Annotated in this window: 8 protein-coding genes; 7 read left to right on the top strand and 1 reads right to left on the bottom strand. The window is 69.8% G+C overall.

Features of this window, described 5'->3' with window-relative positions; translation table 11 throughout:
• The first annotated feature begins 1 nt into the window (after position 1).
• The 4 genes from ASL10_RS01585 (at position 2) to csrA (ending at position 4920) form a co-directional block, all read left to right on the top strand.
• Entirely contained in the window at positions 2–1285 is a 1284-nt protein-coding gene (locus ASL10_RS01585; protein ID WP_082460062.1) for an EscU/YscU/HrcU family type III secretion system export apparatus switch protein, read from the top strand.
• Entirely contained in the window at positions 1282–3333 is a 2052-nt protein-coding gene (locus ASL10_RS01580) for a flagellar biosynthesis protein FlhA (protein ID WP_056043626.1), read from the top strand. The genes ASL10_RS01585 and ASL10_RS01580 overlap by 4 nt, the downstream gene beginning before the upstream one ends.
• Position 3334: 1 nt before the next feature.
• Positions 3335–4543, top strand: coding sequence for a hypothetical protein (locus ASL10_RS01575; RefSeq protein WP_056043623.1), 1209 nt, complete (start codon positions 3335–3337; stop codon positions 4541–4543).
• A 128-nt stretch (positions 4544–4671) separates the two neighbouring features.
• Entirely contained in the window at positions 4672–4920 is a 249-nt protein-coding gene (gene csrA, locus ASL10_RS01570) for a carbon storage regulator CsrA (protein ID WP_056043620.1), read from the top strand.
• Positions 4921–5213: 293 nt separating this feature from the next.
• Here csrA and ASL10_RS01565 read toward each other — a convergent pair whose 3' ends face one another.
• On the bottom strand, positions 5214–6071 hold the full coding sequence (locus ASL10_RS01565) for a spermidine synthase (RefSeq protein ID WP_056043617.1): 858 nt from the start codon (positions 6069–6071) through the stop codon (positions 5214–5216).
• Positions 6072–6391: 320 nt separating this feature from the next.
• Here ASL10_RS01565 and rpoB point away from each other — a divergent pair, with 320 nt between their 5' ends.
• The 3 genes from rpoB to ASL10_RS01550 all read left to right on the top strand — a co-directional run bounded on the left by rpoB (position 6392) and on the right by ASL10_RS01550 (position 15194).
• Positions 6392–9883 carry a DNA-directed RNA polymerase subunit beta gene (gene rpoB / locus ASL10_RS01560; RefSeq protein ID WP_056043614.1) on the top strand — a complete coding sequence of 1164 codons (3492 nt, stop codon included), beginning with the start codon at positions 6392–6394 and terminating at the stop codon, positions 9881–9883.
• 49 nt (positions 9884–9932) lie between these two features.
• Positions 9933–13814, top strand: a complete 3882-nt coding sequence (locus ASL10_RS01555; RefSeq protein WP_056043611.1) for a DNA-directed RNA polymerase subunit beta' — start codon at positions 9933–9935, stop codon at positions 13812–13814.
• 195 nt (positions 13815–14009) lie between these two features.
• Positions 14010–15194, top strand: coding sequence for an N-acetyltransferase (locus ASL10_RS01550; protein WP_056043608.1), 1185 nt, complete (start codon positions 14010–14012; stop codon positions 15192–15194).
• Positions 15195–15281 lie beyond the last annotated feature (87 nt).

Below are 15281 nucleotides of genomic sequence, written 5' to 3'. Positions count from 1 at the left end.
CATGGCGGACGACTCCGGCGAGCGCTCCGAGGCCGCGACCGAGAAGCGGATGAAAGAGGTCCACTCGAAGGGCCAGCTGTCCCGGTCGCAGGACCTCAGCGCCTGGGTGGGCGTCGGCGCCGCCGCCGTGATGATCCCCTCGACCATCGAGCGCGCCTCCTCGGCGGGCGTCGACCAGATGTTCTCGATCCGCCAGGCCATCACGCACCCCGACTCGGCGACCGTGGTCACCGAGCTGATGCAGGGCGCGGGTTCGATGGGGGCCACGATCGGGCCCATGCTGGCCGTCGTCGGCGTGGCCGTCCTCGCGACCGCGATCGTGCAGGGCGGCGTGCACATCAAGCGCATGACCGGCAACTACGAGCAGTTCAACCTGCTCAACGGCCTCAAGAACACCTTCGGCACGCAGGCGCTCTGGAACGGCGCGAAGGCGTTGATCAAGACGACCGTCGTCGGCCTCGTGCTCTGGTTCGCGATCCAGGGCCTGATGCCCGTGCTCATGAGCGGCGGCGGCCTCAGCGTCTCGGCCGTGCTCGAGGAGGCCAAGGCCGGCACCGGCATCCTGATCAAGGCCGCGATCGCGGCCGGCCTGCTGCTCGCCTTCGCCGACGTGTTCGTCGTCATGCGCCGCAACCGCAAGAAGACCCGCATGACCAAGAAAGAGGTCAAGGACGAGAACAAGTCGAGCGACGGCGACCCCCTGGTCAAGTCGCAGCGGCGTTCCCGTCAGCTCGCGATGAGCCGCAACCGCATGATCGGGGCCATCGCCGACGCCGACGTCGTCATGGTGAACCCGACCGACTACGCCGTGGCGGTCAAGTACGAACCCGGCAAGTCGGCTCCGCGCGTCGTCGCGAAGGGCGCCGGCACGGTCGCCGCCCGCATCCGCGAGCAGGCCACCGCCGACGGCGTCCCGCTCGTCGTCGACGTCCCGCTGACCCGAGCCCTCCACGCCGCCTGCGGCCTGGGCGAGGAGATCCCCGTCGACCTCTACACGCCGGTCGCCCGGGTGCTCACCTTCGTCATGGCGCTCAAGGCCCGCGGCACGCTGAAGGGCACGCACACGCCGCCCCGCGTCACCACGGCCGACGAGGTGGCCGGCGTCCTGGCTCCCGAGTCGCTCGAGGCCGACGCCGTGCCCCGCCGCCTCCGCATCGCCCGCGAGGCCGCGACCGGCACGACCGGCGCGACGGGCGCGACCGGCGCGACCTCCGCACCGTCCCGCACCGCGCCTCCTGCGCTCTCCCGCTCCGTCCGCCCCGCCACCCCTGGAGGCACCCGATGAAGTCCACCCTGCCCAAGCTCGCCGTCCCGGTCGGCATCGTCGGCATCGTGCTGCTGCTCGTCGTGCCGGTGCCCGCGCCGATGCTCGACGTGCTGATCATCCTCAACATCCTGTTGGCGCTGGTGATCCTGCTGACGACGCTGTTCGTCAAGAAGCCGCTCGACTTCTCGGTCTTCCCGTCGCTGCTGCTCGTGGCGACGCTCTTCCGCCTCGGGCTCAACGTGGCCTCGACGCGCCTCGTGCTCGGCGACGGCTTCGCCGGCGACGTCATCGCCGCGTTCGGGCACGTCGCCGTGAGCGGCTCGATCATCATCGGCTCGGTGATCTTCCTGATCCTCGTCGTGATCCAGTTCGTGGTCGTGACCAAGGGTGCCGAGCGCGTCGCCGAGGTGGGCGCCCGGTTCACCCTCGACGCCATGCCGGGCAAGCAGATGGCCATCGACGCCGACCTCAACGCGGGCCTCATCACCGACGAGGTCGCCAAGCAGCGTCGCGCCGACGTCAGCGCCGAGGCCGACTTCTACGGCGCCATGGACGGTGCGTCGAAGTTCGTCAAGGGTGACGCGATCGCCGGCATCATCATCATCATCATCAACCTGGTGGGCGGCATCGCGATCGGCGCGCTGCAGAACGGCATGGCCATCGGCGACGCCCTCTCGCACTACGGACTGCTCACCATCGGCGACGGCCTGACCACGCAGATCCCCGCCCTGCTGATGGCCGTCTCGACCGGCATGATCGTCACCCGCTCGGGCGCCGACACCGAGATGGGCGCGCAGGCCGCGTCGCAACTCGGCCAGTCGCGCATCGCGCTCGCCGTGGCCGGGACCGCCGCCATCGGCATGGGCTTCATCCCCGGCATGCCGATCGTCGCGTTCCTGCTGATCGGTGGGGCGCTGCTGCTCGTCGCCTACCGGCTCGGCGTGGCCGCCAAGGCCGAGGAGGCGCGCGCGGCCCTCGCGGAGCAGCAGGCGGCGGTCGTCGCCCCCACCGACACGACCGACGACCTGCTCGAGCAGATGCGGGTGCACGCGCTCGAGATCCTGCTCGCGCCCGACCTCGTCGACATGGTCGGGGGAGCGTCGGACGACCTGCTCGGCCGGGTCAAGGCCCTGCGTCGCAAGATCGCGGTCGACCTCGGCATCGTCGTGCCGCCCGTCCGCACACGGGACAGCGTCGACCTGCCGCCGGCCACCTACTCGATCCGCATCGCGGGCGTCGAGGCCGGTCGCGGACAGGCACCGGCCCGCTCCGTGCTGGCCCTCGGCGACGCGCTCGACGGCCTGCCCGGCACCGCCACGGTCGAGCCGGTCTTCGGCCTCGCCGGCAAGTGGGTGCCCGCCGAGATGCGCCACAGCGCCGAGATGACCGGCGCCACGGTGATCGACCGCGTCTCGGTGCTCGTGACGCACCTGTCGTCGATCATCGCCGACAACGCCGCCCGACTGCTCACCCGCGAGGACGTCCGCGTGCTGACCGAGGGCGTCAAGCAGGTCAACGCCCCGGCCGTCGACGACCTCGTGCCGAACATGCTGTCGCTCGCCGAGCTACAGCGCGTCCTCCAGGGCCTGCTGTCGGAGCGCATCCCGATCAACGACCTCGCGCGCATCTGCGAGGGGCTGACGCTGCGGGCGAAGGTGTCGACCGACCCGGAGGGACTCGTCGAGGCGGCCCGCGCCTCCCTGGGCCCCGCGCTCACGGCGCAGTACCTCGACGGCCGCGTGCTGCGGGTCATCATGATCGACCCGACCCTCGAGCAGTCGATGCTCGAGGGGCTGCGACCGAGCGACCAGGGGACGCAGATCCTGCTCGACGGGCACCGGGTCGAGCAGGTGCTCGGGTCGCTGCGCGAGGCCGTGCAGTCGGTCGAGGCGCAGGGTCTCAGCGCGGTGCTGGTCTGCGCCCCGGCGTTGCGACCGGCCATCCACCGACTCGTGTCGGCGCAGCAGAACGGCCTGCCGGTGCTGTCGTACCAGGAGGCCACCGCCGCCGGCTCGACCATCGAGACCGTCGGCGTCGTCCGCGCGACCGACTCGATCGTGGCCTGAGATGCCGACCACGATCGTCATGACCGGCGAGACGCTCGACGGGCTGCGCCGCGAGGTGCGGGCGACCCACGGTGCCTCGGCGCGCATCGTCGCGGCACAGAAGGTGACCGTCGGGGGAGTCGGCGGCTTCTTCGCCCGCAAGCACTACGAGGTCACCGTCGAGGTGCCCGACCCCGCGATCGACCTGCCCGTCGCCCGGGTGCGCATCACGACGCCGGTGCCGGCCGAGCGTGCGGGCATCGCGGCGTTGCTGGCGTCGGCCGACGAGGCCGAGGACGCCCTGCAGGCGGGGGCTCCGGCAGCCCGGGCCGCGTGGTCGGCATCGCTGGCCGCGGGGGACGCCGCCGCCACGGCGGCGACGCCCGCGCGCGACGGCTTCGACGACGTGCTGACCGGTTCGGCCGTGCCCGTGAGCCCGCGTCGGGCCGCTCGTGCCGCGGCGGCCGCCGCGACGGGTCCCGGCGGGGCCTCGGCCTCGCCGTCGAGCGCAGGAGGCGCGGTGCCGGTCGCGTCCCCGGCCGACGTCTCGACGCGCACCGACGCGTTCGCCTCGATCATGGACGACCTCACCTTCAACGGCATCGCTCCCGCCGCCGGTGCCGCCGCCGGCCTCGGAGCCGGTGTCGTGGCGACGGGCCCGGGCCCCACCGCCGTCGCCGACGGTGACGCCGCCGACCCCGACGCGCCGCACGGGGCCGCTCCCCGTCGGACGGCGGCGTCGCTCGCGGCCGCTGCCGACGCCCTCGCCGCGCAGGCCCGGGCCGTGGCCTCCCCGGGCGTGCCGCCCGCCCCCGACGTGTCGCGCGGGGCAGGCGACCTCGTCGTGGTCGTCGGCCGCCCCGGCGACGCCTTCCGCGTGGCCGCCCAGATGGCGTCGACCTTCGGGCTGCGCTCGGTCGACGTGTCGGATCGCCGGAGCGGCATCCTGGCCCGGGCCACCGGCGTGCACGAGAACTCGGCCGTCGTGACGGCCCTCGCCTGGGACGCGGCCGCACCCGCCGCCCTCGAGGCGATCGCCGCCGACCAGGTCTGGGTCGCGGTCGACGTCGGGCGCAAGCACGACGACACGGCCCGCTGGGTCGAGGCCGTCCGGGCGGTCGCGCCCGTGGTCGCGGCCGCCGTGGTCGGCGAGGACGACACGGCGACCCCGGGCACGGTGCACCTGCTCGGCGTGCCGGTGGGCTGGCGCGAAGGAGGCGCGACCCGCTGAGTCGCGCCTCCTCCGGTGGTCGTCCTCCCGCGGCCGCGCCTCGGGGCCGGTGTCGTCCCGCGATCGCCGACCCGCGCCTCCTGCCTGTCGTCGTGGCCGGTGCGCCCCGCGCTCGGTAAGCTGGTCCGATGCTGGTGCTGACACGCAAGGTCGGAGAACGCATCGTGATCGGCGACGACATCGTCATCACGGTGCTCGACTCCCGTGGCGACGGCGTGCGCATCGGGATCGACGCACCGCGCGGGGTCAAGATCCAGCGCGAAGAGGTCATCAAGGCCGTGACTGAGGCCAACGTCGAGGCGTCGAAGGCCCCCGACGACGCCGAGGCCCGCCTGCGTGCCGCCCTCGGCGCCCCCGCACCTCGCGCCGACCAGTAGTCCCGCCGCCCGGCCCCCTCCGCACCTGGCCCGGGCCGCTCTGGCCTTGTGCCGCGGCGCGCTCGTGCCGCCCCGCCGCCGTGCCCTCACGCCGCCACGAGATGGACACAGCGCCACCTTTTCGCCTGGCGTCGTGTCCACATCGTGGCGGGTTGCCGGAGAGAACCGCAGCCTCTGACGGTTCTGAGTAGTCGCGGCACTGTGGCTCGTGTTCTTCTCACCTGTCGCGCCCCTCGCCTCGGCCGCCGTCGTGGGCGCCACGGGGGCGGCCCACTGGCTCGACCGGGGCGTCGTCAGCGCGCCCCGAACACGCTCCGTGACGGCTCGGGCGAGGGCACGGCCGTCGCGTCGGTGACGACGGGCGCCCCGGCGACGAAGTCGCGCAGCTCACGGCCGTGGACGACCTTGGCCGGCAGCGGGTCCGACGAGTAGAGCCGGGGCATGCGGTCGGTGGGCAGCGGCGACGGCGAACCGATCAGCACGACGTTGCCGAAGCGACGGCCCTTGAGCGTCGCGGGGTCGGCCACGGCGACGACGTGCTCGAACACGGTCGCGAGGGTCGACGCCTGGCCGCGGGCGAAGGCCAGCCCCGCGCCGTCGGCCGAGTTGACGATCAGCATGCCGGTCGGCGACAGGAACTCGGCCGCCGCCGTGTAGAACTCGAGCGACGTGACGTGGGCGGGGATCTGCGAACCGCCGAACACGTCGACGATCAGCAGGTCGACCGTGCCGCGCAGCCCGGCGGGCAGCTTCACCATGACCTCGCGGGCGTCGCCGTAGCGCACCCGGATCGAGGCCCCCCGCGGCAGCGGCAGGGTCTCGCGCACCAGGGCCACGAGGTCGGCCTCGAGCTCGATCACCTGCTGGCGCGAACCCGGTCGGGTGGCCTCGACGTAGCGGGGCAGGGTCAGGGCGCCGGCGCCGAGGTGCAGTGCGGTGACCGGCCCCCCGGGCAGCAGGTCGACGGCGTGCCCGATGCGCCGGACGTACTCGAAGGCCAGGTGCGTCGGGTCGTCGAGGTCGACGTGCGACTGGGGTGTGCCGTCGACGACGAGGGTGTACGAACCGGGGCGGTGCCGGTCCTCGTCCACGCGGGCGAGACCCGCCCCGATCGAGATCTCGACGGGCGGGTCGTCGTGCTGTGCGGCCATGCCCCAAGCCTCCCATCCCGGGGACGAGGAGGCGCGCGCGGCCCTCGATCCCGTGGAATGCCTGTGCATGCGCCCGGGTTATACCGAAGCTCGGGCGAAAGGTCAACGACAGGGCTTGCCAGGCGTGTCCGGGGCGACCTAGTATGGACCTTTGCGCTCCCCGTGCGTCCTGTCGTCATATTGCGGTCGACAACGTCTCGAGACACCCACCCCCGAATATGACGGCGGGGTGGATGGTGTCCGCCGGGTAGGGCCGTTCACTCACTCACCACATACTGTCCGACAGTGATGACCCGACGGGGTCCACGGAGGTTACTTCCTTGGCTGCTGCGAACAACGCATCCACCAACTCACCCAAGAACGGTCGCAACGCATCGCGGCTCTCGTTCGCCAAGATCACCGACACGCTGACGGTCCCCGACCTGCTGGCACTCCAGACCGAGAGCTTCGACTGGCTCGTCGGCAACGACATCTGGAAGGACCGCCTCGCCGAGGCGACCGAGCAGGGTCGCACCGACCTGGCCCTCCACTCGGGCCTGGAAGAGATCTTCGAAGAGATCTCGCCGATCGAAGACCTCGGCGAGACCATGCAGCTCTCGTTCACGGCCCCCGAGCTCGAAGAGCCCAAGTACACGATCGACGAGTGCAAAGAGCGTGGCAAGACCTACGCCGCACCGCTCTACGTGAACGCCGAGTTCATGAACCACCTCACCGGTGAGATCAAGACCCAGACGGTCTTCATGGGCGACTTCCCGCTCATGACCGAGCGTGGCACGTTCATCATCAACGGCACCGAGCGTGTCGTCGTCTCGCAGCTCGTCCGCAGCCCGGGCGTCTACTTCGAGCGCGCCTCCGACAAGACCAGCGACAAGGACATCTACTCGGCTCGCGTCATCCCGAGCCGTGGTGCCTGGCTCGAGTTCGAGATCGACAAGCGCGACCAGGTCGGCGTGCGCATCGACCGCAAGCGCAAGCAGAGCGTGACCGTCTTCCTCAAGGCCCTCGGCCTGACGAGCGAAGAGATCATGGAGGAGTTCAAGGGCTTCGCCTCGATCGAGGCCACCCTCGAGAAGGACGCCATCCTCACCAAGGAAGAGGCGCTCAAGGACATCTACCGCAAGCTCCGTCCGGGCGAGCAGGTCGCTGCCGAGGCCGCGCGTGCGCTCCTCGACAACTTCTACTTCAACCACAAGCGCTACGACCTGGCCAAGGTGGGTCGCTACAAGATCAACCGCAAGCTCGGCATCGACGCGCCCCTGGGCGACTCGGTCCTGACCGTCGACGACATCGTCGCGACGATCAAGTACCTCGTGTCGCTGCACGCCGAAGAGAAGTCGATGAACGGCACGCGCGACGGCGAGCCCGTCCAGCTGCGCCTCGACGTCGACGACATCGACCACTTCGGCAACCGTCGCATCCGCGCGGTCGGCGAGCTGATCCAGAACCAGGTCCGCACCGGTCTGTCGCGCATGGAGCGCGTCGTCCGTGAGCGCATGACCACGCAGGACATCGAGGCGATCACGCCGCAGACCCTGATCAACGTGCGCCCCGTCGTCGCCGCGATCAAGGAGTTCTTCGGCACCTCGCAGCTCTCGCAGTTCATGGACCAGAACAACCCGCTCTCGGGACTGACGCACAAGCGTCGTCTGAGCGCGCTCGGCCCCGGCGGTCTGTCGCGTGAGCGCGCCGGCGTCGAGGTCCGCGACGTCCACCCCTCGCACTACGGCCGCATGTGCCCGATCGAGACCCCTGAAGGCCCGAACATCGGCCTGATCGGCTCGCTCGCGTCCTTCGCGCGCATCAACTCGTTCGGCTTCATCGAGACGCCCTACCGTCGCGTGGAGAAGGGCAACGTCACCACGACGATCGACTACCTCACCGCCTCCGAAGAGGACGACTACGTCGTCGCCCAGGCGAACGCGCCCCTCGACGACAAGTTCGACTTCGTCGACGACAAGGTGCTCGTCCGCAAGAAGGGCGGCGAGGTCGAGCTCGTCGACAAGGCCGAGGTCGACTACATGGACGTCTCGCCGCGCCAGATGGTGTCGGTGGCCACGTCGCTGATCCCGTTCCTCGAGCACGACGACGCGAACCGCGCCCTCATGGGTGCGAACATGCAGCGTCAGGCCGTCCCGCTCGTCCGCAGCGAGAGCCCCCTCGTCGGCACCGGCATGGAGGGCTACACCGCGATCGACGCCGGTGACGTCGTCACCGCCGACGCCGCGGGCGTGGTCTCCGAGGTGTCGGCCGACGTCGTCACCGTCCAGCTCGACGACGGCGGCACGCAGGACTACTACCTGCGCAAGTTCGACCGCTCGAACCAGGGCGCCAGCTACAACCACCGCGTGATCGTCGACGCCGGCCAGCGCGTCGAGGTCGGCGAGGTCATCGCCGACGGTCCCGCGACCGAGAACGGCGAGCTCGCGCTCGGCAAGAACCTGCTCGTCGCGTTCATGCCCTGGGAGGGCTACAACTACGAGGACGCGATGATCCTGTCGCAGAACCTCATCAAGGACGACACGCTCTCGTCGATCCACATCGAAGAGTACGAAGTCGACGCCCGCGACACGAAGCTCGGCAAGGAGGAGATCACCCGTGATCTCCCCAACGTCAGCCCCGACCTGCTGGCCGACCTCGACGAGCGCGGCATCATCCGCATCGGTGCCGAGGTGCGCCCCGGCGACATCCTCGTCGGCAAGGTCACGCCCAAGGGCGAGACCGAGCTCAGCGCCGAAGAGCGCCTGCTGCGCGCGATCTTCAACGAGAAGAGCCGTGAGGTCCGCGACACGTCCCTGAAGGTGCCCCACGGCGAGCAGGGAACGGTCATCGGCGTCAAGGTCTTCGACTCGCAAGACGGCGACGACGAACTCGGCTCGGGCGTCAACCAGCGCGTCGTCGTCTTCATCGCCCAGAAGCGCAAGATCACGGCGGGCGACAAGCTCGCCGGTCGTCACGGCAACAAGGGCGTCATCTCGACGATCCTGCCCGTCGAGGACATGCCGTTCCTCGCGGACGGCACGCCGGTCGACATCATCCTCAACCCGCTCGGCGTCCCCGGTCGGATGAACTTCGGCCAGGTGCTCGAGATCCACCTCGGGTGGATCGCGGCGCAGGGCTGGAACGTCGAGGGCGTCCAGGAGTGGGCGAAGAACCTGCCCGAAGAGGCGCTCAGCGCCGCTCCCGGCACGAAGGTCGCCACCCCGGTGTTCGACGGTGCCGCCGAGCGCGAGATCGAGGGTCTGCTCGACTCGACCCTGCCGACCCGCGACGGTGAGCGTCTGATCGGTTCGTCCGGCAAGGCGCGCCTGTTCGACGGTCGCTCGGGTGAGCCGTTCCCGAACCCGATCTCGGTCGGTTACATGTACATCCTGAAGCTGCACCACCTCGTCGACGACAAGATCCACGCGCGTTCGACGGGCCCGTACTCGATGATCACGCAGCAGCCGCTGGGTGGTAAGGCACAGTTCGGTGGCCAGCGCTTCGGTGAGATGGAGGTCTGGGCCCTCGAGGCCTACGGCGCCGCGTACGCGCTGCAAGAGCTCCTGACCATCAAGTCGGACGACATCCTCGGCCGCGTGAAGGTGTACGAAGCCATCGTCAAGGGCGAGAACATCCAGGAGCCCGGCATCCCCGAGAGCTTCAAGGTCCTCATCAAAGAGATGCAGTCGCTCTGCCTGAACGTCGAGGTCCTCTCGGCCGACGGCCAGACGGTCAGCCTGCGCGACACGGACGACGAGGTCTTCCGTGCCGCCGAAGAGCTCGGCATCAACATCTCCTCCCGCTTCGAATCGTCGAACGTCGACGAGATCTAAGCCCCCTTCCCACAACGACACGTCGATACATCTGACAAGGGATTAAATTTTGATCGAAGCAACAACTTTCGATGAGCTGCGGATCGGCCTCGCCACTGCCGAGAACATCCGCGCCTGGTCGCACGGTGAGGTCAAGAAGCCGGAGACCATCAACTACCGCACGCTGAAGCCCGAGAAGGACGGCCTCTTCGGAGAGCAGATCTTCGGGCCGTCGCGTGACTGGGAGTGCGCGTGCGGCAAGTACAAGCGCGTCCGCTTCAAGGGCATCGTCTGCGAGCGCTGCGGCGTCGAGGTCACGAAGTCGTCCGTGCGTCGTGAGCGCATGGGCCACATCGAGCTCGCCGCTCCCGTCACGCACATCTGGTACTTCAAGGGCGTCCCCTCGCGCTTGGGCTACCTGCTCGACATGGCACCGAAGGACCTCGAGAAGGTCATCTACTTCGCGGCCTACATGGTCATCTCGATCGACGAAGAGGGCCGTCACGCCGACATGCCCGGGCTCGAGAACGAGCTCCGCCTCGAGATCAAGCAGCTCGAGTCGCAGCGCGACACGCGCATCGCCGACCGCCTCCAGAAGCTCGAGGACGACCTGGCCGTCCTCGAGGAAGAAGGCGCGAAGAGCGACCAGAAGCGTCGTGCGAAGGACGGCGCCGAGAAAGAGATGTCGCAGACGCGCAAGTCGTTCGACGAGGACATCAACCGCCTCGAGCGCGTCTGGGAGGACTTCCGCAACCTCAAGGTCGGCGACCTCAAGCCCGAGGACGCCGTCTTCCACGAGCTGCAGGACCGCTTCGGCATCTACTTCGAGGCCCACATGGGCGCCGAGGCGATCAAGAAGCGCCTCGAGGGCTTCGACCTCACCACCGAGGCCGAGAACCTCCACCTGCAGATCTCCGAGGGCAAGGGTCAGAAGAAGATCCGCGCCATCAAGCGCCTGCGCGTCGTGAGCTCGTTCCTGGCCACCGGCAACTCGCCGGCCGCCATGGTCCTCGACGTCGTCCCGGTCATCCCGCCCGAGCTGCGCCCGATGGTGCAATTGGACGGTGGCCGCTTCGCGACCAGCGACCTGAACGACCTCTACCGTCGCGTGATCAACCGCAACAACCGCCTCCGTCGCCTGCTCGACCTCGGTGCTCCCGAGATCATCGTGAACAACGAGAAGCGCATGCTGCAAGAGGCCGTCGACGCCCTGTTCGACAACGGTCGTCGCGGTCGTCCCGTCACGGGTACCGGCAACCGCGCCCTGAAGTCCCTGAGCGACATGCTCAAGGGAAAGCAGGGTCGCTTCCGCCAGAACCTGCTCGGCAAGCGCGTCGACTACTCGGGTCGTTCGGTCATCATCGTCGGCCCGACGCTGAAGCTGCACCAGTGCGGTCTGCCCAAGCAGATGGCCCTCGAGCTGTTCAAGCCGTTCGTCATCAAGCGCCTGATCGACCTGAGCCACGCTCAGAACATCAAGTCGGCCAAGCGCATGGTCGAGCGTTCGCGCCCGCAGGTCTGGGACGTCCTCGAAGAGATCATCCGCGAGCGCCCCGTGCTGCTGAACCGTGCGCCCACGCTGCACCGTCTCGGCATCCAGGCGTTCGAGCCCCAGCTGGTCGAGGGCAAGGCCATCCAGCTGCACCCGCTCGTCTGCGCGGCGTTCAACGCCGACTTCGACGGTGACCAGATGGCCGTGCACCTGCCGCTGTCCGTCGAGGCCCAGGCCGAGGCGCGCATCCTGATGCTCGCGTCGAACAACATCCTGAAGCCGTCCGACGGCCGTCCGGTGACCCTGCCCGCACAGGACATGATCATCGGTCTGCACTACCTCACGACGGTCACCGAGGGTGCCGAGGGTGAAGGCCGAGCCTTCTCGTCGGTCGCCGAGGCGATCCTCGCGAAGGACCAGGGCACGCTCGACCTCAACGCGATGGTCAAGATCCGCATGAACGGCGTGCACTTCGCCGAGGGCGAGGCTCCCGAGGGCTACGAGGTCGGGCAGGACATCCTGCTCGAGACGACCCTCGGTCGCGCGCTCTTCAACGAGAACCTGCCGGCGGACTACCCGTTCGTCCAGCAGGTGACCGACAAGGGCATGCTCTCGACGATCGTCAACGACCTCGCCGAGCGCTACCCGAAGGTCGCCGTCGCGGCGGCACTCGACAACATCAAGGACGCGGGCTTCTACTGGGCCTCGCGTTCGGGTGTCACCGTCGCGCTGTCCGACGTGCTCACGCCTCCGCGCAAGCCCGAGATCGTCGCGGGTTACGAGAAGCAGGCCGCCGCCGTGCAGTCCGAGTTCGACAAGGGCTTGATCTCGGACGCCGAGCGTCGCGCCGACCTGATCAAGATCTGGACGGAGGCCACGAACGAGGTCGCCGCCGAGATGCGCGCGAACTTCCCGATCGACAACACCATCAACCGCATGGTGACGTCGGGTGCTCGTGGTAACTGGCTGCAGGTGCGCAACATCGCCGGCATGCGAGGCCTGGTGAACAACCCGAAGGGTGACATCATCCCCCGCCCGATCATCTCCTCGTACCGTGAGGGTCTGTCGGTGGCCGAGTACTTCATCGCGACGCACGGTGCCCGCAAGGGTCTGGCCGACACGGCCCTCCGTACGGCCGACTCGGGGTACCTGACCCGTCGTCTCGTCGACGTGTCGCAGGACGTCATCATCCGTGAGGACGACTGCGGCACCTCGCGTGGCCTCGAGATGCCGATCGCCGCACCCGACGCCAACGGCGTCATGGTGCGCGACGCGACCGTCGAGAACACCGTGTTCGCACGGTCGCTCGCGGCTGCCGCGGTGGACGCGAAGGGCACGGTGCTGGCCGAGGCCGGCGCCGACGTCGGAGACGTCCTGATCGACGAGCTCGTGGCGGCCGGTGTCGAGACCATCAAGGTCCGCTCCGTCCTCACCTGCGAGGCCGCCGTCGGTGTCTGCGCCCAGTGCTACGGCCGCTCGCTGGCCACCGGCAACCTGGTCGACATCGGTGAGGCCGTCGGCATCATCGCGGCCCAGTCGATCGGTGAGCCCGGCACGCAGCTGACCATGCGTACCTTCCACACCGGTGGTTCGGCCTCGGCCGACGACATCACGCAGGGTCTGCCCCGCGTGACCGAGCTGTTCGAGGCGCGTACCCCCAAGGGTGCGTCCCCGATCGCCGACTCGGCCGGTCGCATCACGATCGAGGACACCGACAAGGCTCGCCGCGTCATCCTGCAGCCCGACAACGGCGACGAAGAAGTGATCTACCCCGTGCTCAAGCGTTCGACCCTCCTCGTCGAGGACGGTCAGCACGTCGAGCTCGGTGAGCAGATCATCGCCGGTGCGGTGGACCCGAAAGAGGTCCTGCGCGTCAAGGGCGTCCGTGCGGTGCAGCAGCACCTCGTGGGTGGCGTCCAGGACGTCTACCGCTCGCAGGGCGTGCCGATCCACGACAAGCACATCGAGGTCATCGTCCGTCAGATGCTCCGCAAGGTCACCGTCGTCGACCACGCCGACACCGACCTGCTGCCCGGTGAGCTCGTCGACCGGTCGAAGTACAACGAGATCAACCGTGCGGCACTGACCGAGGGCAAGCGGACCGCGTCCGCTCGTCAAGAGGTCATGGGCATCACGAAGGCCTCGCTGGCGACCGAGTCGTGGCTGTCCGCCGCGTCCTTCCAGGAGACGACCCGCGTCCTGACGCAGGCCGCCATGGAAGGCAAGAGCGACCCGCTGGTCGGTCTGAAGGAGAACGTCATCATCGGAAAGCTCATCCCCGCGGGCACCGGCCTGTCGCGTTACCGCGACGTGTCGGTCGAGGCGACGGAAGAAGCGAAGGCGGAGCGGTACCCCAACCGCGTCTTCACCGACGACGCGTCGTTCAACGAAGCCGACCTGAGCTTCGTGGACTTCGACTCCTTCTCGTCGGACGACTTCACCCCCGGCACCTACAACTGAGAATCCCGTCAGGAGGCGCGGTGAGGGTCTGACCCCCACCGCGCCTCCTGAGGGCCTCACCTCGAAGGGCCCCGGCTCGCACTCCGTGCGGACCGGGGCCCTTCGTCGTCCCCTCCCGGTCCGAGCGGCGACGCGAGCGGGTGTTCCCCCGTCGGGCTGAGGCGACGGCGGGAGCCGACCCGGCAGGATGGAGGGATGCCTGACGACCAGCCCGACGAGACCGCCACCCTGACGACCGGCGTCGCCGCCACTGCCGCCGCCGTCGGAGCACCGGCCACACCGCCCCCGGTCGTCGTCGCCCGAGGCGAGGCCGCCGAGGGGGTCGGCATCGGCACGGCCGACCGCCCCGTCCGCGAGCGGGTGACGGCACCCGACGTCGTGGCGTCACCGGAGCCCGTCGCCGGTGTCACCTGGCGACCGCTCACCCTCGACGACCTCGTGCCCCTGCACGCGCTCTGTGCCCGCATGGGGTCGGTCGACCACCCCGACCGCGGCCATGCGCTCGAGGTCGTGCGTGACGACCTCACGTCGCCCGGCATCGACCTCGTGCGGGACAGCATCGTCGGGGTGGACGCCGACGGCCGCTTCGTCGCCTGGGGCCTCAGCCACCTCGGCCCGACGCGGGTCAGCCTCGTGCGGGTGGGGGTCCCCGGCGGTGTCGACCCCGGCCGACGCGGCGAGGGTCTCGGTCGCCGCCTCCTGGACTGGCAACGGGTCCGGGGCGAGCAGCACCTGGCCACCTGTGACGAGGTGCTGCCGGCCGGTCTCGTGACCGACGTCGAGGAGGACGCCCTCGCCACGCGGGCGGCGTTCCGTCGGGCGGGGTTCGACGAGTCGCGGTGGTGGACCGAGCTGCGGCGCGACCTGACGGAACCGGTCGAGCGCGTCGCGCTCGACCCGGCCGTCCGCCTGGTCACGATGACCGACGAGTGGGTCGAGGCGACGCGCCAGGCCCGCAACGACGCCTTCCGTGACCACTGGGGCAGCCAGCCGACGAGCGAGGAGCGATGGGGGCGGATGGTCGGTGCCGGCACGTTCCGGCAGGACCTCTCGCTGCTGGCCGTCGCCCGTCCCCTCGACGACCCCGAGGCCGCCGAGCAGGTCGTCGCGTTCGTGCTGAGCGACGTCGACCCCGAGGACTGGGCGGCCCTGGGGCGGCGGTGCGCCTACGTCGAGTACGTCGGCGTCCGGCGCTCCTGGCGGGGACGACACCTCGCGCAGTCCCTGCTCGCGTCGACGCTGGAGGCGCACGTCGCCGAGGGGCTCGAGGTCACCGTGCTCGACGTCGACTCCGTGAGCCCGACGGGCGCCCTGGGGCTCTACGACCGGGCCGGGTTCGTCGCCGCGAGGCGCTCCGCCACGGTGGTCCGCGCCTACTGAGTCCGACCGGGGGGCGACCGGCGCACCCCTTCGAGGGGCACCCGCTCTGGGACGTGCCGCCGACGGCGTCGCCACCGTAGCGTGAGG

Origin of the sequence: Frigoribacterium sp. Leaf8 (assembly GCF_001421165.1) — a bacterium.
Taxonomy (GTDB): Bacteria; Actinomycetota; Actinomycetes; order Actinomycetales; family Microbacteriaceae; genus Frigoribacterium.
The sequence above is the reverse complement of the archived record's forward strand: the minus strand, read 5'-3'. Positions and strand labels throughout refer to the sequence as shown.

Bases quoted from the DNA above. Each gene is read 5' to 3' on its own strand.
- ASL10_RS01585 (WP_082460062.1), top strand. From the start codon at position 2: ATGGCGGACGACTCCGGCGAGCGCTCCGAGGCCGCGACCGAGAAGCGG.
- ASL10_RS01580 (WP_056043626.1), top strand. From the start codon at position 1,282: ATGAAGTCCACCCTGCCCAAGCTCGCCGTCCCGGTCGGCATCGTCGGC.
- ASL10_RS01575 (WP_056043623.1), top strand. From the start codon at position 3,335: ATGCCGACCACGATCGTCATGACCGGCGAGACGCTCGACGGGCTGCGC.
- csrA (WP_056043620.1), top strand. From the start codon at position 4,672: ATGCTGGTGCTGACACGCAAGGTCGGAGAACGCATCGTGATCGGCGAC.
- ASL10_RS01565 (WP_056043617.1), bottom strand. From the start codon at position 6,071: ATGGCCGCACAGCACGACGACCCGCCCGTCGAGATCTCGATCGGGGCG.
- ASL10_RS01550 (WP_056043608.1), top strand. From the start codon at position 14,010: ATGCCTGACGACCAGCCCGACGAGACCGCCACCCTGACGACCGGCGTC.